Source organism: Myxococcus sp. CA005, assembly GCF_006518205.1.
In the GTDB taxonomy this organism is placed as follows: domain Bacteria; phylum Myxococcota; class Myxococcia; order Myxococcales; family Myxococcaceae; genus Myxococcus; species Myxococcus xanthus.
The window spans coordinates 147,545-169,316 of sequence record NZ_SRLV01000006.1 but is presented as its reverse complement, the minus strand read 5'-3'; the positions used below and the strand labels follow the sequence as shown (position 1 = coordinate 169,316).

Here is a 21,772-nt window from a genome sequence, read left to right as displayed (position 1 = left end):
CGCCATGACCCAGGACGTTTTCCTCACCCTGGGACGCGAGGCCCTGCTGTTGATGGTGATGGCGTCGCTGCCACCCATTGGCGCGAGCCTGGTGGTGGGGTTCTTGTCGAGCCTCTTCCAGGCCACCACCCAGCTTCAGGAGTCCACGTTGTCGGTGGTGCCCAAGCTGTGCGCGGCCGTCCTGGCACTGGTCCTCGCCGGACCCTGGATTGCCGGGCAGCTCACGCGTTTCACCCACCAGCTCCTGATGCTCATCTCCGAGGTCGCGGCATGAATCTGGAGCCGCTCCGCGCCTGGCTCGAGTCACTGGGGCCGGACATCATCGTGGTGGCGCTGTGTGCCGCGCGGCTGCTGCCTATGACGTTCCTGTGTCCGCTACTGGGAGGTCAGGCCACGCCGACGATGGTCCGCCTGGCATTGGTGCTGTCCCTGTCGCTCTTCCTCCGGGTGGAGGCAGGCGTGGTGCTGGATGCGCCTGTCACGTCCGCGGTGGCCCTGGGCGGATTGGTGATTCGCGAGCTGCTCTTCGGGACATCCGTGGGGTTGGTCGCGGCACTTCCCTTCGATGCCGCGCGCATGGGGGGCCGCTTCATCGACCTGCTTCGTGGAACCTCCGCCGAGGCGAGTCTGCCCCTGGCGGGGAGCCGTGAGTCCGCGGCAGGGGAGGGGCTCTACCATCTGCTGGTGGCGCTGGTGGTCTCCGGTGGCATGTGGCCGCTCGTCATCTCCAGCGTGCTGCGTGGGTTCGGCGTGGTGAAGCTCGGCGCCTTCGTTCCAACCGAGGCGGCCACGCTGCATGTCGTCCTGCTGGCGGGCGCGGCCATGGCCACGGGGCTGGCGGTGGGGGCGCCGATCGCCGCGGCGGTGCTGACCGTGGACTGTTTCCTGGGTCTGGCCTCGCGAGCGGCACCTCAGGTGAATCTTCAGGAGGTGGGGACGCCGCTGAAGATTCTGGGAGGGGGCGCCCTGTTGTGGCTGGGGACGGGCGTGTTGTGTGAGCGGCTGCTGGCGGGTGTGTTGTCCGTGGAAGGCGCGCTGGCGCTGTTGGGTGAGGTGGCGCGGTGAGTGGGGAGAAGACAGAGAAGCCCAGCGCGAAGCGCCTTCGTGAAGCACGGCGCAAAGGACAGATTCCCCGCAGCCGCTTGCTGAACGCCAGCGCGGTGACGGCGGGTGGCTTGTTCGGGCTCACGGCGGCCGCGCCAGTGGGCATGGCGAGGCTCCAGGCATGGACGGAGCACCTCTTCCTGGGACAGCAGGACCTTGGGGCGTGGCAGGAAGGGCTCTGGATTGCCGCGCGTTTTTGTGGCCCGGTGCTGGGGGGCGCGTTCGCCGCGGCACTGCTCGTGTCCGTGGCCACGGTGGGTCTGGAAGCCGACCTCCAGCATGTCGAGCCGAAGCTGGAGCGCATCAGTCTCGTGGCGGGCATGCAGCGGCTCTTCAGTTGGCGCCCCTGGGTGGAACTGGCGAAGACGCTGCTGATTGTCTGCCTGGTGGGGGCGCTCGTCTGGAGCGATGTGGAGGAGGCCGCTCCGGATGCGATGAAGACCGCGTGGCTGGGCGGTGCGGAGGGTTTGAGCTTGGCGGTCGCGCACGTGTCCGGACTCGCGAGCCGCCTGGCCTGTTTGCTGGTGGTGCTGGGCGTGGGGGACTACGCGCTGGCCTGGCGGCGCCACATCAAGGATTTGATGATGACTCGCGAGGAGATGAAGCGCGAGTACAAGGACAGTGAGGGCGACCCCCGGCACAAGGGGCAGCGGAAGGCCCTGCATCGCCAGCTTGCTCAGGGCGGTGCGGCACGCGGGGTGCAAAAGGCGACCGCCGTGGTCGTCAACCCCACGCACATCGCGGTCGCGCTCCGCTACGACGTCGACGAATGCGAGGCGCCCTATCTCGTGGCCAAGGCCCGGGAAGGGGATGCGCGCGCCATGCGGGAGCAGGCACGCCGACTTGGCATTGCGGTGGTGCGGGACATCCCGCTGGCACGCAGCCTCATCCACTACGACGTGGGCGAGCCCATCCCAGAGGAGCTGTACCAGGCGGCGGCGGTCGTCCTGCGCACGGCGATGGATGCGCGGGAGTTGGACGGCCATCCACGGAGACAGACGTCATGAACCCCCTCATGAAGGTATTGCTGAAGGCCCGAAACTCCTCGGACGTGGTGTTGGCGGTCGCCATGGCCGCGGTTCTGGGCGCGCTCATCATCCCCTTGCCCGCATGGCTCTTGGACGCGGGGCTCGCCGTCAATCTGGCGGCGTCGGTGGCCCTGCTGGTGGCCGCGCTGCGTGCCCGGGACGCCTTGAAGGTGACGTCGTTCCCCACGCTGTTGCTGTTCACCACGCTGTTCCGGTTGGCGCTCAACGTATCCTCCACGCGGCTCGCGCTCGCGGAGGGGCACGCGGGAGACGTCATCCAGGCCTTCGGTGAGTTCGTCGTCCGGGGCGACTACGTTGTGGGTGCGGTGGTGTTCGCCATCCTCACGCTGGTGCAGTTGCTGGTCGTCACCAAGGGCGCGGAGCGGGTGGCGGAGGTGTCCGCGAGGTTCACGCTGGACGCGATGCCCGGCAAGCAGATGTCCATCGACGCGGATCTGCGCGCGGGCGCCATCGACCAGGCGCAAGCCCGGCGCCGGCGGCGTGACCTGGAGCGCGAGTCACAGATGTTCGGCGCCATGGACGGCGCGATGAAGTTCGTGAAGGGGGACGTGATTGCGGGCCTGGTCATCGTCGCCGTGAACCTGCTCGGAGGAACCGTCATTGGCGTGCTGCAGGGTGGCATGCCCCTGGCCGAGGCGGCGTCGACATTCGCGCTCATTGCCATTGGTGACGGGCTTGTGTCCCAGGTTCCCTCGCTGTGCATCGCCGTGGCCGCGGGCCTCGTCGTCACGCGCGTCGCCTCGGAGAAGGAAGAGGACACGCTGGGTGCGGAGATTGGGGCCCAGTTCTTCGGAGAGGCGCGGACGCTCTGGGTGGTGGCGGGCCTGTGCGTCGCGTTGGCCCTCATGCCGGGAATGCCGCATGTGACGTTCCTTCTGCTGGCGGGAGGCCTGGGGGGGCTTGGCCATGTGCTGAGCCGCGCGGGTGTTCCGAAGGTCGAGGAGAAAGCAGGCGCGCCCGCGGACGGTGTGGCGCCTGGCGCGGCTGGAGCCCCACCGGAGAGTGCCGCGTCGCCCGTGGGTGTCTCCCCGCTCACGTTGGACATGGCGCCTGACCTGACGGTGCTGGCCGAAGCGGAGGGCGCTGCCTTCGTCCACAAGACGTTGAACGGCGTGCGGGACGAGCTGTTCTTCGAACTGGGGGTTCGGGTGCCCGGCATCCGGGTGCGCACGCAGGCCGCCTATCTGGGCCCCGGCGAGTACCGCGTCCTGGTGGACGAAGTCCCGGCGGGTGGAGGGCAGGTGCTGCCGGGGGCGCTCTACGCGCTGGCGCCGCCGGACGAACTGGCGTTCCTCCAGGTGAGCGCGGAGGCCGCGACGGAGCCCTCGAGCGGGAAGGTCATCAGCCGCATTCCAGAGTCGGCTCGGGTCCTGCTGGAGACGGCGCAAGTGCCGCTGCGGCGCCCGGGAGAGCTGGTCTCGGACCATGTGCGCGCCATCCTGCGTGTCCGCGCTGCGGACCTGCTGGGGCTGCAGGACGTCCAGGGACTGCTGGAGGGACTGGAGGCGCAGGCGCCCGTGCTCGTGAAGGAGGCGCTGCAGAAGGTGCCGCTGCCGCTGCTCACGGATGTGCTTCGCAAGCTGCTCCAAGAGGGCGTCAGCATCCGGGACTTGCGAGCCATCCTGGAGGCGCTTGTGTCGCCGACGACGGAAGGGGATGCCGTCGCGCTCGCGGAGCGCTGTCGGCAGGCGCTGCGGCGGTACCTCAGCCACAAGTTCGCGCCCACCGGGCCGCTGTACGCGTACCTCGTGGACCCGGAGGTGGAAGAGGTGCTTCGCGGCATGGGCCCGCGAGGGCTGGCGCCCGACCCGGAGCGGGTGGCGGAAATCCTCGAAGGCGTGCGGCAGGTGGCCACCGAGGGACGGGCGGTGCTGCTCACCGCTCCGGATGTCCGGCGGCCCCTGCGCAGACTGTGCGAGGGCGCGTTCCCGGATGTTGCGGTGCTCACCTATGGCGAGCTGGATGGGGCCCTCCAGATTCGCCCCATCGGCCGGCTGTCGCCGGTGGCGGTGGGGCGCTGACGGAGGTGGGCCTAGAGCCCCGTGCCCGTGTTGCCCGGCCCCTTGCTTTCGGGAAGCGGGGGCAGCTCCGTCTGGGCCTGCTGGGGCGCCGGACGGTTCACGCGGTCGCGCAGCTCCTTGCCCGTGCGGAAGAGCAGGCCGCGCTTGGGCTTCACCGGGATGACCTGTCCCGTCTTCGGGTTGCGGCCTTGGTAGCCCTGGTAGTTCTTCACGTGAAAGGCACCGAGCCCGCGAATCTCGATGTTCTCGCCGCGGCAGAGGGCATCCTTCATCGACTCGAAAATCGTCTCGATGGTGGCCTCAGCCTGCTTCTGCGTCACGCCCCTCTTGGCCACGAGGATGTTGATCAGATCGGACTTGAGCATCGGACGCTCCCGCAAACCCGGTGACCCCTTGGAAACAGGGCGCTCTGGCCCGTGGTCGAATCCTGAAAACATAACAGAACGCATCCTTCGTGCAAGCAGGGTGAGCTTCCAACCACCCAGAAACGCTACGGATTTCCCCCTGCGGCCACCCTGGGTGGTGGGGCGGGAGCAGGCTCGGCCAGCCCTGGGCGGAGCGGCACCACCAGGTCCAGCCATCGGGTGCGACGTAGCAGGTCGACACCGGCGCAGTCAGCTGCCTGGAAGATGGGCTCCATCTGTTCGAATCCGGGCGCCCGGGGCCCGTTCCATCCCTCCGCGCCGCCGGTGAGCATCACGCCGTGCACGGCGAGCGTGGTATCCGCCAGCGTGAGGACAGCCGGGTCCTTCGCGGGACGCAGGCCCCCTTTGCGGAGGCGCTCCAGCAGCTCGGCGGTCACCATGCGGTCGACGACCTCGTGGACCAGCGACTCGGGGACGCGCAGCCGCGTCGCCAGCTCGCGCGGCGAGGGAGGCGGCAGTCCGTCCACCCAGGCCAGGGTGGCCTCCTGGGCGACACGGGCGGCGACCAGTTCGTGCGCGCGCGGGTGGCTTCCAAAAGCGAAGAGGGAGTGCCGGAAGGCGGTGTGTTCCACGGCATAGGAGAGCCGGGCGCCAAAGAGTACCAACAGCCAGCTCACGTAGACCCACGCCAGGAACAACGGGAGCGCGCCAAGCGAGCCGTAGAGGGGGTTGTACTGGAAGCTGCGCTCCGCGAATGCGGCGTACACCTGCTTGGCGAACGTCCACCCCAAGCCGGCCACCAGTCCTCCGGCGAGCGCGGACCGGACGCGGACATGCGCGTAGGGCGTCCAGTAGTAGAGCAGGGTGAGGCTGGCCACGGTGACGAGCGTGGTGCCCAGCAGGATGAAGGCGCCGGCGTAGGGCGCGTGGCTCTGCAGGAAGACGCGGACCTTGCCCGTCCCGGAGAAGGACAGCGCGAGGAAGAAGGGGCCCACGAGCAGGAGGCCCGAGTAGATGAGCAGCCGGATGCGCCACGGCCGTTGCCGCCGGATGCCCCACAGCTCGTTGACGGCGCCGTCGAGCTGCCGCAGCAGCGAGCCGGCGGACAGGAGCACCGCCAGGAAGCCCACGCTGCCAATGGCGACGGTGTGCGTGGGGTTCAGGAACCGGTCGAGGAACTGGGAGGACTTGCCGCGCACCCCGGGGTTGAGCACTTCGCTGACGACGAAGCGCAGCTTCTCCTTGAACTCGTCCTGGTGGAAGGCGGTCAGCAGCACGAGCGCCACCGTCAGGAGGGGCACCAGGGAGAACATGCTGACGTAGGTCAGCGCGGCGGCCCGAAGCCGGAGATTCTCCCCGCGAAAGCCCTGGGCCACAGTCTTCGCGGCCAGGAAGGTGTCCGTCGCGAACAGCCCCACGGGTGTGTGCTGTAGGGGCGCCCAGAGCCGGGTGGCCCGCTCGCGGAAGTAACGGAGCCACGGGAGGGGCGTCAGCTTCACCGATTCCCTCAAGAGGCCCGGCCGCGCCAGTCGCGGGCCTGACGGAGGCGGAGGGAACGCTGCCCCACACGGGGCGATACGTGCTCGGAGCGTGAGGACATCATCCGTGTGACATGGCCGGCCGCGCGAGGCGGGAACCGCCTTGGGGCATGGAGGCTCACGCTAGCCAATCCGCGGCCGCCAGTGCCAGCCCACCTCGGTTTGAGGTGGCTTGCCGGCGTACACAGGCCGACACGGTGCGGGGCTTCGTGTGCACTGGCCAGCGACTTCCGCCTCGCCAGCGCCGCCGGCTCCCAGCCCCGGCCTTGAAACCACCGGCAGGGCAGGGCGCCGACGACTGACCGGCGGAAAGAACTCAGGTCGTGCCGCCCGAAGGCTCCGACCCACCACCCGAGGCTGGAGGCGGAGGCGGCGTCGAGCCACCCGCGTTCTCGCCTCCACCAGACGTGTTCTGCGAACCGCCGCGCTCTCCACGCTCGCCGCGGTCGCCACGCCGGTCGCCACGCTCGCCGCGCTCGGAGCGTTCACCACGCTCGCTCCGTTCGCCGCCGCGCTCGGAGCGTTCGCCCCGTTCGCCGCCGCGCTCTCCACGCTCCCCACCGCGCTCGGAACGGTCGCCCCGCTCGCCACCCCGGTCACCCCGAGGGCGGTCTCCGCCACTCCGGCCCTCGCGGCGGCCCTCGCGACGGTCTCCGCCCCGCTCACCGCGCTCGGAGCGTTCGTTGCCCCGCTCACCACCCCGGTCCCTGCCTCCACCACCGCCGCCACCACCGCCGCGCCGGCCCTGCTCCTGGCGGCCGTAGCCTCCGCCATTGCTGTCGGGCTTGCGCTGCTGCATGGCCAGCTCGCCATCACCCGAGCCAGGCGACGAGGCCACCTTGTGCTCCGGTCCCGAGGCCGAGCGTCCGTAGATGTCGTACTGCTCGCGGTGGTAGTTCTGCTGCGCCTTGACCTGGATGGACTTGTTGTACCGGTCCATCAGGTGCCGCAGCTCGTTGCGCTCCTCGCCCTGGAGCAGGCGCGCCACTTCCGCGTTGCAGTTGATGACCAGCGTGGAGTCCTTGTAGCCCGGCGCTTCGCGGCGAATCTCCCGGAAGATTTCGTAGGCCACGGTGGTGGCCGTCTTCACGAAGCCGTTGCCGTCGCAGTACGGGCAGTCCTCGTGGAGCATGCGGCCAATGGACTCGCGCACGCGCTTGCGCGTCATCTCCACGAGGCCCAGCTCGGAGATGCGCAGCACGTTCGTCTTGGCCTTGTCGCGGCCCAGCGCTTCCTGCAGCGCCTTGAAGACCTTGTCGCGGTTCTGCGCCTTCTCCATGTCGATGAAGTCGCAGATGATGATGCCGCCGATGTTGCGCAGCCGGAGCTGGTAGACAATCTCCTTGGCCGCCTCGACGTTGATCTTGGTGATGGTCTCCTCGAGGCTCTTCTTGCCGACGTAGCGGCCCGAGTTGACGTCGATGGCGGTGAGCGCCTCGGCCTGGTCGATGATGAGGTAGCCGCCGCTCTTCAGCCACACCTTGCGCTGGGTGGCGCGCTGGAGCTCCTGCTCGATGCCGTACGCGTCGAAGACGGTGTCGTCGCCCTCGTGCAGGGCCACCCTGTCTCGCAGCGCCGGGTCCTGCGCGGTGACGAAGCCGAGGATGCGCTCGTACTCCTCGCGGTCATCGACGACGAGCTTCTCCACGTCGTGCGCGAAGAGGTCGCGCGTGGCGCGCAGGATGAGGTCCAGGTCGGGGTGCAGCAGACCAGGGCCGCCGCGCTTCTCGTTCTTGCGCACCACCTGGTTCCACACCTCGATGAGGAACCGGATGTCGCTCTCGAGCTTCTCCTGCGGCACGTTCTCCGCGACGGTGCGGACGATGAAGCCCGTCCCGGGCGGGCGCAGGCGGTCCACGATATCACGCAGACGCCGGCGCTCCTTCTCGTTGGAGATGCGGCGGCTGATGCCCACGTGGTCCACCGTGGGCATGAACACCAGGTGCCGGCCGGGGATGGAGATGTGCGAGGTGAGCCGCGCGCCCTTGGTGCCGATGGGGTCCTTGGAAATCTGGACGACGACTTCCTGGCCCACCTTCAGCAGGTCCTCAATCTTGTCGGTGCGGCGCGGCTTGGCCTTCTCCTTGTCTTCGTGCTTGTCGCCCCGGCGCTTCTCCTCCTGTGGCCGGCGGCCCTTGTCCTTCTCGCCGCGCTCCTTCTCCCTGTTCCGGGGCTCACGCGCCTCACGGGCCTCGCGCGGCGTGCGGCGCTCGCCGGAGACCTCGGACGGCTTCGCAGCCTGCGCGCCCTCCTCAGCGGGCGAGGGGATGATGTCTCCCAGCGCGGCGGCCGAGGGGGGAGGGGGCTCGACGGGAAGACCGGTGGCCTCGCCCTCGGCCGCTTCCATGGCCGATTCAGCGGGCACCGCCACCCCGGCCGCGTCGGGCTCGGACGCCGCGGCAACGGCCAGCGCCGCCTCGGGCGACTCGACGTTCGCGTCGGGCTCCACGGCGGCCTCGGCCATCTGAGGCTCGGAGGAGGGCGCGGCCTCGGCCTCTCCACCTGCCGGAGCAGGCGCGGCCTCCACGGGCGCCGCCGTGGACGGCTCGACCGCGACAATCTGCTCGGGCGTGACGGGCTGAACGGCCACCTCGGCGGCCACCACCAGCTCCGACCCGGCGGCCGGCGCTTCCTCCGCGGGCGCCACCGGCGTCTCCGCGCCCGGCGGCGTCACCGTCGGGGCGTTGGCGGCCAGCTCCAGGGCGGTATCGCGCGGCAGGGACTCGGTGGGCGCCGCGACAGGCTCGAAATGGGCGTCCTCCGGCTCCGGCTCCAGGTGACGGGGGGGCGCGTGCCGGGCGGCGGCCTCCGCGGCCTCGGCCTCGGACTCGTCCGGGACGTCCGGCGCATCCTCGTGCTCACCTTCGGTCAGCTCGAACTGCGCGCGCGCGAAGTCAGGGTCGTAGACGACGTCACTGACATAGAGGAACGCGGCCTTCTCCAGGCCAATGTCCACGAAGGCGGCCTGCATGCCCGGGAGCACCCGGACGACGCGGCCCTTGTAGATGTTCCCGACGACGCCCTTGTCCTTCTTACGCTCGAGGTAGAACTCCGCGATGTGTCCGCCCTCGACGAGCGCGACGCGCGTCTCTCGGCCCGCGGCGTTGATGACCAGGATGCTGCTCATGGATGAATCCTGCTGGCGCGCGCGGTAGGGCGGACCTCACCGGACGGGCGGCGGCGAGACGCCGCGCCTCCGAGCGCGCTGCGAAGGGAGAGGCGGCCTCCGGCGGGCCTACAGCGAGCGACACCGGCCCGGGCATGCCGGGTGCGGCTGGGGGCTCGTTGTCGAGGACCGAGGGGACCACCGCCTGCTCCTCCGAGTTCATTGGCGCCCCGCATTGCGACCGGCACCGTGCCGGGCGAGGCCTTGTCTTCACAACGCGTTCGAGCTTCCCCACGACGCGCGTGCCGCCCGCTCTTCTATCCACACCCGGTCGATGCCCATCGTGGGCCACCTTGGGGGGGCGACTGGAGCCTCGGTGCAGCTGACGCGCCCGGAGGAGCCGGGAACGCAACCCGTCAAAATCCCTACCAGACGTCGACCCCCGACAACGCGGGGCGTCACACAACCGTCCAGAAACACGGGGAGTTTTTCACGGCCCCCCAGGTGTGTAAAGCCGAGAAACGGCTTCCATCCACTGTCAGGCAGATGCCGGGCGGCTACCCGGCAGGGCATCAGGCCTGGGCGGTGGCTCGCTTGCGCTCCCCTGGCTTGTCCGGTCGCCCTCGGGGCCGCCTCACCAGCCGGAGGCCTGTCCAGGTGGCGTCGATGATGCAGATTTTGTTGTCCACCAGACCGATGTCCAGGGCCGCGTGGCGGACGAAGTCCTCGGAGAGGTCCCGGCGGGCACCCTCGCCCCCCGGCCAGCACACCCAGATGCCGCCAGTGAGGGCCATGGCGCGGGCCAGGGCCGGCAGCCGCTGCACCAACTCCTGGGGGTCCTCGGTGAAGAAGAGGATGACATCCAGGCCCGTCACCGCGGTGATGAGGAACTCCACCCCATCCGGCAGCGGGTTGAGCTTCTGCACGAAGCCCCGCGGCGGGTTGATGACGGAGACCTTGGACCCGGCCCGGATACCCAGCATGGCCGGGAGAGAGGCCAGCGCGTAGGGCGTCATGACGTGCGCTCCACGTTGAATTGACTGAACTCGCCGGTGGCCTTGCTGTCCGTGCGCTGAACGCCCGAAACCCGGGCCTGCGCCGGACCGCGATGACACCAGTGGATGAATTCCTCGAGCACGGCGGGCTCCCCTTCCACGACGGCCTCCACGGCCCCGTCCGGCCGGTTGCGCACCCAGCCTGTCAGGCCCAGGCGTGTGGCTTCAACGCGGGCGCTCTCCCTGAAGAAGACGCCCTGCACCTTGCCTTCGATGCGCAGCGAGGCTCGCCGCGTGCCACTCATGGACTGCCCCATCCTCTAGGCGTTCGTCTGCAGCATCTGCAGGAACGCCTGCTCGTCCAGGATTCTTACCCCGAGTTCCTGGGCCTTCTTCAGTTTGCTGCCCGCATCCTCACCGGCCACGACGAAATCGGTCTTGCGCGAGACACTTCCGGCGACCTTGCCGCCCCGGCGCTCGACCTCTTCCTTGGCCTGCTCCCGCGTCATACCCGTCATCGCGCCGGTGAGCACCACCGACTTGCCCACGAAGGGGCCTCCCGTGGCGACCTGGGGCGCCGCGGGCTGGACCCCCGCCGCCAGGAGCGCGCGGATGGCCTCCTGATTCTGGGGCTCCTGGAAGAAGGTGTGGATGACCTGGGCCATGATGGGGCCTACGTCCTTTACGCGGGAGATGTCCTCCAGGCTGGCCTCGAAGAGCATCTCTGACCGGGGGAAGGCCTCCGCCAGCGCCTTGGCGGTGGCGTCACCCACGTGGCGGATGCCCAGGGAATAGAGGAAGCGGCGCTGTGTGGTCTGCTTGGAGCGCTCCAGTGACGCGATGAGGTTGTCCGCGCTCTTGTCGCCCATGCGCTCCAGCGTCAGCAGGTCCTCCTTGGTGAGCGCGTAGAGGTCCGCGAACGCCTTCACCCTGCCGGTGGACACCAACTGCGCGGCCAGCTTGTCGCCCAGCCCTTCGATGTCCATGGCCAGGCGGCTGGCGAAGTGGCGGATCTTCTCCACCAGTTGTGCGGGGCAGGAAGCGCCCGTGCAGCGGATGATGGCGCCGTCCTCGTCCTTGGTCGCCACCGCATCGCAGACAGGACAGTGCTTGGGGAACTCGAAGGGCGCGGAGTCCGCGGGGCGCTTGGACAGCACCACGGAGACGATTTCCGGAATCACGTCACCGGCGCGGCGCACGAAGACGGTGTCGCCCTTGCGCACGTCCTTGCGGCGCAGCTCGTCCTCGTTGTGCAGCGTGGCGCGCGCCACCGTGACGCCGCCCACCTTCACCGGCTTGAGGTGTGCCACCGGCGTCAGCGCGCCCGTGCGGCCCACCTGGATGCCGATGTCCATCACCTCCGTGGACTCCTCCTCCGGAGGGAACTTGTAAGCCACCGCCCAGCGGGGGCTCTTGGAGACCTGGCCCAGGCGCTTGCGCTGGTCCTCGTCATCCACCTTCACCACCATGCCGTCCACTTCGAAGGGCAGCTCGTGGCGGCCCTTGAGGGAGGCGTCATAGGCCTGGCGCACGCCCTCCAGGCCCTCGGCGCGGCGGTACTGGTTGATGGGCAGGCCCAGCGTCTTGAGGTACTCCAGCTTCTCGATGTGCGTCTTGAAGACGGGCACGCCTTCGCCCGGGACGCATTCGTAGAGGAACACGGAGAGGGGCCGGGCGGCCGTCATCCGCGGGTCCAACTGGCGCAGGCTGCCGGCGGCGGCGTTGCGCGGGTTGGCGAAGAGCGGCTCGCCTTCCTCCTCGCGCTTCTCGTTGAGCTTCTGGAAGTCCTTCTTGCGGATGAAGACCTCACCGCGGACCTCCAGCACGTCCGGCACCTTCACGTCGTCCTGGGGGAACAGCGACATGGGCAGGCTTCGGATGGTGCGCAGGTTCGAGGTGACGTCCTCGCCAGTGGTGCCGTCGCCCCGGGTGGCGCCCTGGACGAACGCGCCCTTTTCGTAACGCAACGCGATGGCGAGTCCGTCCAGCTTGGGCTCGCAGACGTAGGCGATGCCCGGCAGGCCCACCAGCTTGCGGATGCGCTCGTCGAACTCAGTGAGGCCCTGGTCCTCGAAGATGTTGGCCAGCGAGATCATGGGCGCCCGGTGCACCACCTCGCCAAACTCCTCGGCCGCCGCGCCGCCCACGCGCTGGGTGGGCGAGTCCGGCGTCTGGAGGCTCGGGTGCTTCGCCTCCAGGTCCTGCAGCTCGCGCATCAGCTTGTCGTATTGCGCGTCGCTGACCTCGGGCGAGTCGAGGACGTAGTAACGGTAGTTGTGGTGCGCCAGCTCACGGTGGAGCTCACGGGCTCGGGCTGCGGCTTTCTGGAAGTCGTCCACGGTTCGCGGTCCTTACTCCAAAACACGGCGCGTCGGCGCGTGCCTCGAAAGGCGGCCACTCTACGGTTCCCGACTGACAAGGTCCGGTCGTCGTCTCCGCGTGAACCGCGTCCTGAGGGGGAAGCGGACCTGGAGGGCCAGGTGTTATTGCTGGCAGTGGCGATGTCCGCGCGCCGACCCGCCGGGTCCTCAGGTCCGGGGCAGGGGACTCCGGAAGGCCCGCACGGCCGGCTGGAAATGAGGGCCCCGGGGGCGCGTGTTGCTCATCTGGAAGCGACGCAACCGTGGCCCTCAAGATGCCTTGACAGGCCAGGAGGGGGTCAATAACGTCCCTTGCGGTTCATGGCGCAGGTGTATTCCGACGGCGCCGACGCTTCTCCCAACCACAAGGCTCACGCCCGCGCAGTCCCTTCCTGGGATTCCGGCGGGGCCGTCCTCCTGGAAGGTGCTTCCGAGGGCCGCGCGGACGTCTCCCCCCGCCATTCCACCCGTCCGAGTCCTCGGGCGCTTCATTCCTCCCAAGCGTTACAGACATGCGTAAAGCCCGTACTTCGAGAGAGAAGGCTGCCGACACCGATGTCGCCGTCGAGGCCGACGCGGAGAAGCCACGCCGCAAGCGCGCCGCGAAGACGGTGGAGCGGGACGAGGCCGAGAAGCCCGCCCCGCGCGCCCGCCGCAGCGCCGCCCGCCGCGACGAAGAGCCCGGCGCCGAGGTCGAGGAGGCTCCCGCCGAGCCACCCCGTCCTGTGCTCACCCCCATCTCCCGCCCGGTGCGGGACGACGACCTCCAGGAGGCCCGTATCTCCGGCGAGTCCGAGGAGCCGGCCGCCTCCCTGCCGCCCCCGCCGGAGTCCCCTGAGACTCCCGCCATCACGGAAGTCACCCGGGATGGCGAGCCCATGCAGGTCATCAAGCTCAATGACCTGAAGCGGATGAAGATCACCGACCTCTCGAAGATGGCCCACGACGTGGGCATCGAGGGGTACCAGGGCCTGAAGAAGCAGGACCTCATCTTCGCGCTGCTGGGCGGCATCGCCGACAAGCGCTTCGAGGTCCACGCGGAGGGCGTGCTGGAGCTGCTCAGCGACGGCTTCGGCTTCCTGCGCAGTGCGGACAGCGACTACCAGCCCAGCCCGGACGACATCTACGTGTCCCCGTCGCAGGTGCGCCGCTTCAACCTGCGTCCCGGCGACACGGTGACGGGCCCCATCCGCCAGCCCCGCGAGGGCGAGCGCTTCTTCGCGCTCCAGAAGGTGGACAAGGTCAACTTCGCGGACCCGATGTCGGACGCGGCGCGCGAGCGCATCCTGTTCGACAACCTCACGCCGCTCTATCCGACGCGCAAGCTCAAGCTGGAGCATGAGTCGTCGGAGATGACCACGCGCATCATCGACATGTTCTGCCCCATCGGCCTGGGCCAGCGCTGCCTCATCGTGGCGCCGCCGAAGGCCGGTAAGACGGTGCTGCTGCAGAACATCGCGCACGCCATCAGCCGCAACCACCCGGACGTGTACCTCATCGTGCTGCTCGTGGACGAGCGCCCGGAAGAGGTGACGGACATGGAGCGCAGCGTGCGCGGCGAGGTGGTGTCCTCCACCTTCGACGAGCCCGCCACGCGCCACGTGCAGGTGGCGGAGATGGTCATCGACAAGGCCAAGCGCCTGGTCGAGCAGAAGTACGACGTCTGCATCCTGCTGGACTCCATCACCCGTCTGGCGCGCGCCTACAACACCGTGGTGCCCGCGTCCGGCAAGATTCTGTCCGGCGGCGTGGACGCCAACGCGCTCCACAAGCCCAAGCGCTTCTTCGGCGCCGCGCGCAACATCGAAGAGGGTGGCTCGCTGACCATCATCGGCACCGCGCTCATCGACACCGGCAGCCGCATGGACGAAGTCATCTTCGAGGAGTTCAAGGGCACGGGTAACTCCGAAATCGTCCTGGACCGGAAGCTGATGGAGAAGCGCATCTTCCCGACGCTGGACATCAACAAGTCCGGTACGCGCAAGGAGGAGCTGCTGCTCGGCCCGGGCGACCTGGTGCGCATCACCGCCCTGCGGCAGGTGCTCCACCCGTTCACCCCCATCGACGCGATGGAGTTCGTGCTCAAACACATGCGGCCCACCCCGTCGAATGCGGACTTCCTCGGGTCGATGAACCGGTAGAGATTGTCTGAGCAAGGAGTGTCCATTGCTCAGACACGGACGTTTCCGCCTGCTCACCCTCGTGCTGGGGGTGACGCTGGGCGGTGGTGGAGTGGGGTGTGACGGTTTGGAAGACCTGCCGCTGGGGGACGTGCCCCCGGTGCTGTCCGACAAGACCTGTTACACGGACGACGACTGCGTGGCCGACGCGTGCTGTGGGCTGGGGACCGCCGTCACGCACGCGGACGAAGGCCCGACGTGTCGCGCCCCCTGTACCAGTGGCTGCCCGGAGGGCTCCATCGACTGCGGGCGTTGCATCCCCACCTGCCGTGAAGCGCGCTGCGCCGCCGCCTGCCAGTAGGGCTCAGGCGGCGGGCGGCTGACGTTCAGCAGGCAGCGGTCCGGGCGTGGCCAGGGCCACCGCGGGCGCGGGCTGGGCCTTGAGCCGCGCGTAGTCGAAGCACGCCACCAGGACGGACGCCACGGGCACCGCGAAGAGGGCGCCCACCAGCCCGAAGAGCCGCTCTCCGGCGATGAGGGAGAAGGCGACGATGACGGGGTGCAGGTGCGCCGCCTGCCCCATGATTTTGGGGTTGAGGAAGTACGCCTCTACCGCGTGGATGCCGATGATCCACGCGAGAATCGCCAGCCCCTTCTGGAAGCCGTCCGCCAGCGCGATGAGGACGATGGGCACCGAGCTGAGGATGGTGCCGAAAATCGGGATGAGGCTGAAGAAGGTGGCGATGGTCGCCAGCAGGAACGCGAACTTCACGCCGAACAGCAGCAGTCCCATGAACGTCAGGATGCCGTTGACGATGCAGATGGTGACCTGCCCGCGCACCACGCCGGACAACGAGCGGTCAATGCGCTCCAGCAGTTGCCGCGCGTCGATGGCGTACTCCGGCGGAATCAGCGTGCCGAAGTAGCGGCGGATGGCGTGCGCGTCGATGGAGAAGAACGCGGCCACCATCAGCACGAAGAAGAGCATGAAGACGCCCGCGGCCACGCTGGTGACGATGCTGCGGGACACGTTGACGATGTCGCCCAGGTTCTCCTGCACCAGGATGGACACGCGCTTCACCGCGTCCCCCAGGAACTGCTCCAAATCCAGCGCGAAGCCGAAGGTGCCGTTGCTACTTCCAGCGTCCGCGCCCTCCAGCGCGCGGTTGGAGAGCGCCACCGGAATGCCTCGTGTGCTGAGCCACGTCTCCGCGCGCTGCGCGAGCTCCTGGACGTGCTCCGGGGTGAGCGTGTTGGCGAACGTCACCGCCTCACGGCTGACGCGGGACAGTTCGCGGTAGAGCTGCGGCACCAGCGCGACGATGAAGAGGTACACGCCCACGAAGAAGCCGGCGTAGATGAGCAGCAGCGCCGTCCATCGCGGCACCGGCCGGCCGGCCACCTTCACCCGGGAGATGCGCCCCACCAGCGGCTGCACCAGGTAGGCGATGAGCGCGGCGCCCGCGAAGGGCATGACCACCGACCGGAAGGCCAACAGGACCAGCGCCAGGCTCAGCCACAACACTCCCAAGAGGAGCAGGCGCTTGCGTCGGTTGGCGGAGGCGGTGGAGTCCGAAGGCTGCTGCGACATGCCGTCTGGCTTACGGCAGTGCCTTCCCGGTGACAAGGGCCGCCACATGAGCGCCCCGCCGGCGTCCTGGGAGGGGGATGGTGCCTGTTCAACATTTCACCGAGCCACCCGGCGGCGGCTCAGACGCCAGGCACCGGGAAGGCGCCGAGCTTTGACTGGAGCCGCTCCAGGCAGTCGCGCATGTGCTTGCGCTTGACGCGGCCCTCGGTGGCCTCGCCCAGGCCCAGCATCTGCTCGGTGAGCCAGCGGCTGAGGAGCAGCAGGGGCAGCCGGTCGCTCGGCACCAGGCCTCGCTCCAGGTAGCGCTTGTTGCGCATGTAGTCGTCGTAGGCGTCCGTTTCGCGCGCCAGCTCCCACTGCGCCAGCCGGAACGCCTCCGTGTAGACGGCCCGGGACGGCCGCGGCCGGGGCTCCGTGAAGAGAGTCGCGAAGTGGCCACCGGTGTCCAGGTCCAGCTCCTCGACGGGCGGCGGCCACTGCAGCAGGTCCTTGTGCAGCAGCTTCGCCACCTCCTCCAGGAGGTGCTCCAGCAGGGAAGTCGGTTTGAGGTCGAAGAGGTGGTCCCAGCGAGACGCCATGGCTTCTTCTCTACCTCAAATGCCGGCGTCGGCCGTGCCCGCGTCGGGGACGCCCGCGTCACCGTCGCCCGTGCCCGCGTCGGTGCCGCCGTCGCCCGTGCCCAGGCCCTGGCAGCAGGCGGGCACCTGCGCGAAGTAGAGCGCAGACTGGGCGCAGGGCACGCGGATGTCGCGGCGGTAGGCGCTGCAGCCGGTGGCGAAGCGGTCGCTCCCGCAGGTGGGCGGGGCCGCGGTCGCTGGGTCGCAGGCCTCCAGGGTGACGGCGCACACGGCGCGGGAGCGGTAGAAGCGTGCGTCGTTGCGGTCGCCGGGGACGACGGTGCACGTCGTGCGCTCGGTGCACGCCTGGAGGATGGGGCCGCTGGAGCACGGGCCCACTTTGCACTCCGGCTCGCAGTTGAGCGCTTCCGAGTCGTCACAGCGGGGCGCCTGGGTGCACAGGTCTTCCGAGCACGCGGTGGTGAGCAGGGCGAGGAGCAGGGTCGGCAGGGCAAGACGGGACACGGAGGGCCTCTGTCAGGTCAGGTGAATCGCTCGAGGAAGTTCAGCAGGATTCTGCGGCCCGCGGGAGAGGGTGTGAGGCCCGCCAGGAGCTGACGGACGTATTCGCCGGGCGCGGCGCCTCGCGCCACGGAGTCCCGCTCGAGGCCCTCCCAGCGGGCCTCGATGACGGCGCGGAGGGTGTCCACGCTGGCCTCTGGATAGAACTGCACGCCGCGCACGGTGGGGCGGAAGGCCAGCGCCTGCGCGGCCGTGTTCGCGTTGCCCGCCAGAACCTGCGCGCCGTCGGGGAGGTGCGAGACGATGTCCTCGTGCGTCGCCTGCGCGATGAAGCGCTCCGGCACGCCGTCGAAGAGTGGGTCCTGCTTGCCGGCCTCGGTGAGCGTCACCTCGACGCTGCCCGTCTCCCGCCCCTGGGGATTGCGCGAGACGCGGCCGCCATACGCATGCGCCAGGAGTTGCTGGCCGAAGCACACGCCCAGCACGGGCGTGCCCCGCTCACCGGCCTCCACCATGAAGTCCGCGGCGCGCTTCATCCACGGCTCGAGCGCCGTCACCGACAGCGGCGAGCCCGTCATCATCACCGCGTCGTAGCCATCCGCGCGCGTGGGCAAGGGGGCGTCCCGGTGTGCCAGCACGATGTCGAAGCGGTAGCCGGACAGTCCGATGGCTTGCAGAAACCACCGGTCGTAATCGCCGACGGAGACGCGCACGGCCTCGGCCGCCTCACCGGCTTTCAGCAAGAGGACGTTCTTCACCGCCGTAGGTTGCCGCATTGCGTCCCCATTCCTACCGTGTCGTGCCCCGCGTGTCCGTTCCTGGCCAGTCGCAGTGGAACGCGCCCGTGTGCTTCGAGGTACCCACATGACCGGCGCCTGTTGGCTCACCTTCTCATTCCTCGTCCCCAGGCTGAGCATGGCCGGGCGGCGGGTGGAGCCCCAGGTGTCGGGCGTTTCCAGCAAGAGAGGGGATTGAATCGATGCCAACCCGACCCAAGGCGAAGGTCCTGACCCACCCTGCCATGGCTCGCCGGGTTCGCGGCAAGGCATCGCGTGCACCGGCGCGAGGCCCGGCGGCGCGGGACGCGGCGAGCGTGGACACGCTGCGCCGCTGGCTGGATGAGAAGGGCGTCCAGAAGGTGAAGGTGGGCGCGGTGGACGTCGATGGCGTCTGGCGCGGCAAGTACATCTCCCTGGAGAAGTTCCTCAGCGCCGCCAAAGGCGGCCTGGGCTTCTGTGACGTCGTCTTCGGCTGGGACTTGAGCGACGACTTGCTCGACAACACCCAGGTGACGGGCTGGCACACCGGTTACCCGGATGCCCACGCGAAGGTGGACCCGTCCACCGGCCGCGTCATTCCCTGGGAGCCGGACACCGCGGCGTTCCTGCTCGACTTCGAAAACCCCGACGGCACGCCTTTCGAGGCGAGCCCCCGGCAGTTGCTCCAGAAGGTGGCCGCCCGCGCGCGCTCGCTGGGGTACCTGCCGCGCTTCGGCGCGGAGTACGAGTTCTTCATCTTCAAGGAGCAGCCGCAGAGCCTGCGCGACAAGGACTTCCAGGGGCTGACGCCGCTGACGCCAGGCATGTTCGGCTATTCGTGGCTGCGCACGTCGCTCAACGCGCCGCTGGTGCATGCGCTCATCGACGGGTGCAACGCCTTCGGCCTGGGCATCGAGGGCTTCCACACGGAGACGGGGCCGGGCGTCTTCGAGGCGGCCATCCGCTACGACGACATCGAGAAGTCGGCGGACAAGGCCGCGCTCTTCAAGACGGTGGTGAAGGAGATTTGCGCCCGCCACGGCGTCACCGCGTGCTTCATGGCGAAGGTGGACGCGAAGCTGCCGGGGTGCTCGGGGCACGTCCACCAGTCGCTGTGGGATTTGGACGGGGAGCAGAACCTCTTCCACGACGCGAAGGCGCCCCACGGCATGAGCAAGCTGCTGCGCCACTACATCGGCGGGCAGGTGGCGCTGATGCCGGAGCTCACCGCGCTCTACTGGCCCACCATCAACAGCTACAAGCGCAGCGTGGAGAATACCTGGGCGCCCACCACCGTGACGTGGGGCCTGGAGAACCGCACCACCGCCATCCGCGTCATCGGTGAGAGCGCCAAGGCGATGCGCCTGGAGTACCGGCAGTTGGGCGCGGACATGAATGCGTACATCGGCATGGCGGTCAGCCTGGCCGCGGGCCTGTGGGGCATCGAGAACGAGGTGGAGCCTCCCGCGCCCTGCGAGTCCAACGCCTACGCGAAGAACGACGCGCCGCCCTTGCCCCGCAACCTCAAGGACGCGGTGGCGCTGCTGAAGGGCAGCGAGCGCGCGCGGGAGTTGCTGGGCTACGGCTTCGTGGACCACTTCGTGCGCACGCGCGAGTGGGAGGTGCGTCAGTACGAGCGCGCCGTCACCAACTGGGAGTTGGAGCGTTACCTGGAGCTCATCTGATGAGCGCAAATGAGGCAGCCGTCATGAAGCCGTTCGACATTCCCTCCGAGCCGCGCGTCACCGAGATGGCGTGGCCCACGCGCATCGTCTTCGGCGCCGGCGCGCTGCTGCGCCTGCCCGCGCAGGCCCAGCGTCTGGGCATCCAGCGCCCGCTGCTGGTGACGGACGCGGGCGTGGTGAAGGCGGGGCTGGCCGCGCGCGTGGCGGACGTGCTCAATACGGCGGGACTGGCCTGTGAAGTCTTCGACCGCGTGGAGCCCAACCCCACCGAGCGCGACGTCTTCGCGGGCCTGGAGGCGTACCGGAGCCACTCCTGCGACGGCATCGTCGCGCTGGGGGGCGGCAGCGCCCTGGACGCGGGCAAGCTGATTCAGCTCCTCACCACACACGAGCCGCCGCTCAGCCGCTATGACGACGCGAAGGGCGGCGACCAGTACGTGCGCGACGACCTGCCGCCGCTCATCGCGATTCCCACCACCGCGGGCACCGGCTCCGAGGTGGGGCGCTCGGGCGTGGTGACGCTGGAGGACACGGGCCGCAAGACGGTCATCTTCAGTCCGTACCTGCTGCCGCGCGCCGCCATCTGCGACCCGGAGCTGACGCTGGGGCTGCCGCCGGGCATCACCGCGGCCACGGGCATGGATGCCTTCACCCACTGCCTGGAGGCCTACCTGGCCAATGGCTTCCACCCGCTGGCGGACGCGGTGGCCATTGACGGCATCTACCGCGTGGGCCGTTCGCTGGAGACGGCGGTGCGCGACGGCAAGGACCTGGCCGCGCGCACGGACATGATGGTGGCGGCGATGGAGGGCGCCATGGCCTTCCAGAAGGGCCTGGGGGCCTGCCACGCGCTGGCCCACGCGCTCACGCCTGTGTCCAACGTGCACCACGGCCTGGCGAATGCCATCGTCCTGCCCGTGGTGATGGAGTTCAACCGCGCGGTCTGCACGGCGCGGCTGGCCCGGGTCGCGGTGGCGCTGGGGGACACGACGCAGGCGCGCGAAGAGGTGCTCGCGGGCAACGCCATCGACCGGGTGCGCAAGCTCAACGCGGCGGTGGGCATTCCCTCGCGGCTGCGCGACGCGGGCGTCCAGGAGAAGGACCTGGAGCGGATTGCCGAGAAGGCCTTCCAGGATGCCTCGCACCTGAGCAACCCGCGGAAGGTGTCGCAGGCGGACCTGCTGGCCCTGGCGCGCGAGGCCTACTGAGCCGCCGCCCGCCGGGGGAGGGGATTCCCCCGGCGCGCCGCTTCATGGCTCAGGGCGCTTCGTCCATGGCGCCCATGCCGCTGCCCTCGGTGCCACCATCCGACAGCACCGGGGCACCCGTGCCCTCCGGTTCGGTGTCGCCTCCCGCGCCCACCACGGTGCCCGTCACGGGCGTGCCGCCTTCCTCGGGGGTGAACTCCAACGTCTCCACGAACACGCGGCCGGGCAGGCGCAGGTCCATGGCGTTGATGCGCTCCTGGCTCCGAAGCTCGTAGAGCTGCTGCGCCACCGGGCCCGCGGGGATGCGGTCGTCGGAGAAGAAGATGTACATGCGGACCTTCCCCTCCTGAACGGGGATGCGGAAGCTCGTGTGCGCCACGGGCTTGTTCGCATCACAGCGGATGGAGCGGTTCTCCCGCGTCAGCGTGAGCTGCCGGATGACGCCCTTCTCGGACACTGTGTACAGCATGCAGTAGGGAAGCTGGCCGTCGGAGGGGATGACCTCCACCGTGGCCCCGCCCGTCTTCCGCAGCTCGGCCCGCGTGGGCCTGTCCGTCGACTTCTTCCCGTCACAAGCCGCGCCACACAGCGCGGCCACCGCCAACAACCCAGTCCAGCGCCTCATGTGTCCCTCCCGGGGTGTGGAAGAGCCTTCACCTGCCTCCCTCCAGCCTACTTCGGAGCTTCGTCCTGAGGGGAGGTCAGGGGTTGTCCTGTGACAGGTCGCGCCAGCTACAACGACCGCCAGTGCACACCGCGACCGGGCGGGCGCGCGCATGCACGGCGTCATGTC

At 69.3% G+C, this 21,772-nt stretch carries 19 protein-coding genes; 8 read left to right on the top strand and 11 right to left on the bottom strand.

Going from position 1 to position 21,772, the window contains the following annotated elements:
- Nucleotides 1-4: 4 nt before the first annotated feature.
- From FMQ63_RS04570 to FMQ63_RS04555, 4 genes are read left to right on the top strand one after another with little or no spacing between them, the layout of a single operon-like run.
- Entirely contained in the window at nucleotides 5-274 is a 270-nt protein-coding gene (locus FMQ63_RS04570; RefSeq protein WP_011555600.1) for a flagellar biosynthetic protein FliQ, read from the top strand.
- Nucleotides 271-1,065: an EscT/YscT/HrcT family type III secretion system export apparatus protein gene (locus tag FMQ63_RS04565; protein WP_011555599.1), complete on the top strand. Its 795-nt coding sequence runs from the start codon at nucleotides 271-273 to the stop codon at nucleotides 1,063-1,065. Before FMQ63_RS04570 ends, FMQ63_RS04565 begins: the two co-directional genes overlap by 4 nt.
- A complete protein-coding gene (locus FMQ63_RS04560) occupies nucleotides 1,062-2,111 on the top strand; it encodes a flagellar biosynthesis protein FlhB (RefSeq protein ID WP_011555598.1) in 1,050 nt (349 codons plus the stop codon). Before FMQ63_RS04565 ends, FMQ63_RS04560 begins: the two co-directional genes overlap by 4 nt.
- Nucleotides 2,108-4,174 carry a flagellar biosynthesis protein FlhA gene (locus FMQ63_RS04555; RefSeq protein WP_011555597.1) on the top strand — a complete coding sequence of 689 codons (2,067 nt, stop codon included), beginning with the start codon at nucleotides 2,108-2,110 and terminating at the stop codon, nucleotides 4,172-4,174. Before FMQ63_RS04560 ends, FMQ63_RS04555 begins: the two co-directional genes overlap by 4 nt.
- A gap of 11 nt (nucleotides 4,175-4,185) precedes the next feature.
- On the opposite strand, the gene FMQ63_RS04550 is transcribed toward FMQ63_RS04555, so the two are convergent.
- The 6 genes from FMQ63_RS04550 to ligA form a co-directional block, all read right to left on the bottom strand.
- Nucleotides 4,186-4,539 carry an HU family DNA-binding protein gene (locus FMQ63_RS04550; RefSeq protein WP_011555596.1) on the bottom strand — a complete coding sequence of 118 codons (354 nt, stop codon included), beginning with the start codon at nucleotides 4,537-4,539 and terminating at the stop codon, nucleotides 4,186-4,188.
- Nucleotides 4,540-4,664: 125 nt separating this feature from the next.
- Nucleotides 4,665-6,038 carry a YhjD/YihY/BrkB family envelope integrity protein gene (locus FMQ63_RS04545; protein ID WP_225909464.1) on the bottom strand — a complete coding sequence of 458 codons (1,374 nt, stop codon included), beginning with the start codon at nucleotides 6,036-6,038 and terminating at the stop codon, nucleotides 4,665-4,667.
- 355 nt (nucleotides 6,039-6,393) lie between these two features.
- The gene (locus tag FMQ63_RS04540) at nucleotides 6,394-9,204 is read right to left on the bottom strand and encodes an Rne/Rng family ribonuclease (RefSeq protein WP_011555594.1); all 2,811 of its coding nucleotides are present in this window, start codon (nucleotides 9,202-9,204) and stop codon (nucleotides 6,394-6,396) included.
- Nucleotides 9,205-9,755: 551 nt separating this feature from the next.
- Nucleotides 9,756-10,199 carry a DUF3052 family protein gene (locus FMQ63_RS04535; protein ID WP_011555593.1) on the bottom strand — a complete coding sequence of 148 codons (444 nt, stop codon included), beginning with the start codon at nucleotides 10,197-10,199 and terminating at the stop codon, nucleotides 9,756-9,758.
- Nucleotides 10,196-10,495, bottom strand: a complete 300-nt coding sequence (locus tag FMQ63_RS04530; RefSeq protein WP_011555592.1) for an acylphosphatase — start codon at nucleotides 10,493-10,495, stop codon at nucleotides 10,196-10,198. Before FMQ63_RS04530 ends, FMQ63_RS04535 begins: the two co-directional genes overlap by 4 nt.
- Before the next feature lie 3 nt (nucleotides 10,496-10,498).
- Nucleotides 10,499-12,517, bottom strand: a complete 2,019-nt coding sequence (gene ligA, locus FMQ63_RS04525) for an NAD-dependent DNA ligase LigA (protein ID WP_011555591.1) — start codon at nucleotides 12,515-12,517, stop codon at nucleotides 10,499-10,501.
- 533 nt (nucleotides 12,518-13,050) lie between these two features.
- Between ligA and rho the strand changes: the two genes are divergently transcribed.
- Both rho and FMQ63_RS04515 read left to right on the top strand, forming a co-directional pair.
- Nucleotides 13,051-14,679: a transcription termination factor Rho gene (gene rho / locus FMQ63_RS04520; protein ID WP_020478375.1), complete on the top strand. Its 1,629-nt coding sequence runs from the start codon at nucleotides 13,051-13,053 to the stop codon at nucleotides 14,677-14,679.
- A 25-nt stretch (nucleotides 14,680-14,704) separates the two neighbouring features.
- Nucleotides 14,705-15,019, top strand: coding sequence for a hypothetical protein (locus FMQ63_RS04515; RefSeq protein ID WP_020478374.1), 315 nt, complete (start codon nucleotides 14,705-14,707; stop codon nucleotides 15,017-15,019).
- 3 nt (nucleotides 15,020-15,022) lie between these two features.
- Here FMQ63_RS04515 and FMQ63_RS04510 read toward each other — a convergent pair whose 3' ends face one another.
- The 4 genes from FMQ63_RS04510 to FMQ63_RS04495 form a co-directional block, all read right to left on the bottom strand.
- A complete protein-coding gene (locus FMQ63_RS04510) occupies nucleotides 15,023-16,249 on the bottom strand; it encodes an AI-2E family transporter (protein ID WP_167545727.1) in 1,227 nt (408 codons plus the stop codon).
- Between the two features lie 119 nt (nucleotides 16,250-16,368).
- The gene (locus tag FMQ63_RS04505) at nucleotides 16,369-16,827 is read right to left on the bottom strand and encodes a hypothetical protein (RefSeq protein WP_011555587.1); all 459 of its coding nucleotides are present in this window, start codon (nucleotides 16,825-16,827) and stop codon (nucleotides 16,369-16,371) included.
- 15 nt (nucleotides 16,828-16,842) lie between these two features.
- Nucleotides 16,843-17,331 carry a hypothetical protein gene (locus FMQ63_RS04500; protein WP_011555586.1) on the bottom strand — a complete coding sequence of 163 codons (489 nt, stop codon included), beginning with the start codon at nucleotides 17,329-17,331 and terminating at the stop codon, nucleotides 16,843-16,845.
- 17 nt (nucleotides 17,332-17,348) lie between these two features.
- Nucleotides 17,349-18,104, bottom strand: a complete 756-nt coding sequence (locus FMQ63_RS04495; protein ID WP_011555585.1) for a glutamine amidotransferase — start codon at nucleotides 18,102-18,104, stop codon at nucleotides 17,349-17,351.
- A gap of 203 nt (nucleotides 18,105-18,307) precedes the next feature.
- On the opposite strand from FMQ63_RS04495, the gene FMQ63_RS04490 reads away from it, so the two are divergent.
- Both FMQ63_RS04490 and FMQ63_RS04485 read left to right on the top strand, forming a co-directional pair.
- The gene (locus FMQ63_RS04490) at nucleotides 18,308-19,771 is read left to right on the top strand and encodes a glutamine synthetase family protein (RefSeq protein ID WP_216608841.1); all 1,464 of its coding nucleotides are present in this window, start codon (nucleotides 18,308-18,310) and stop codon (nucleotides 19,769-19,771) included.
- Between the two features lie 23 nt (nucleotides 19,772-19,794).
- Nucleotides 19,795-20,979: an iron-containing alcohol dehydrogenase gene (locus tag FMQ63_RS04485; protein ID WP_011555583.1), complete on the top strand. Its 1,185-nt coding sequence runs from the start codon at nucleotides 19,795-19,797 to the stop codon at nucleotides 20,977-20,979.
- Nucleotides 20,980-21,028: 49 nt separating this feature from the next.
- Here FMQ63_RS04485 and FMQ63_RS04480 read toward each other — a convergent pair whose 3' ends face one another.
- On the bottom strand, nucleotides 21,029-21,604 hold the full coding sequence (locus tag FMQ63_RS04480) for a hypothetical protein (protein WP_225909463.1): 576 nt from the start codon (nucleotides 21,602-21,604) through the stop codon (nucleotides 21,029-21,031).
- Between the last annotated feature and the right edge of the window lie 168 nt (nucleotides 21,605-21,772).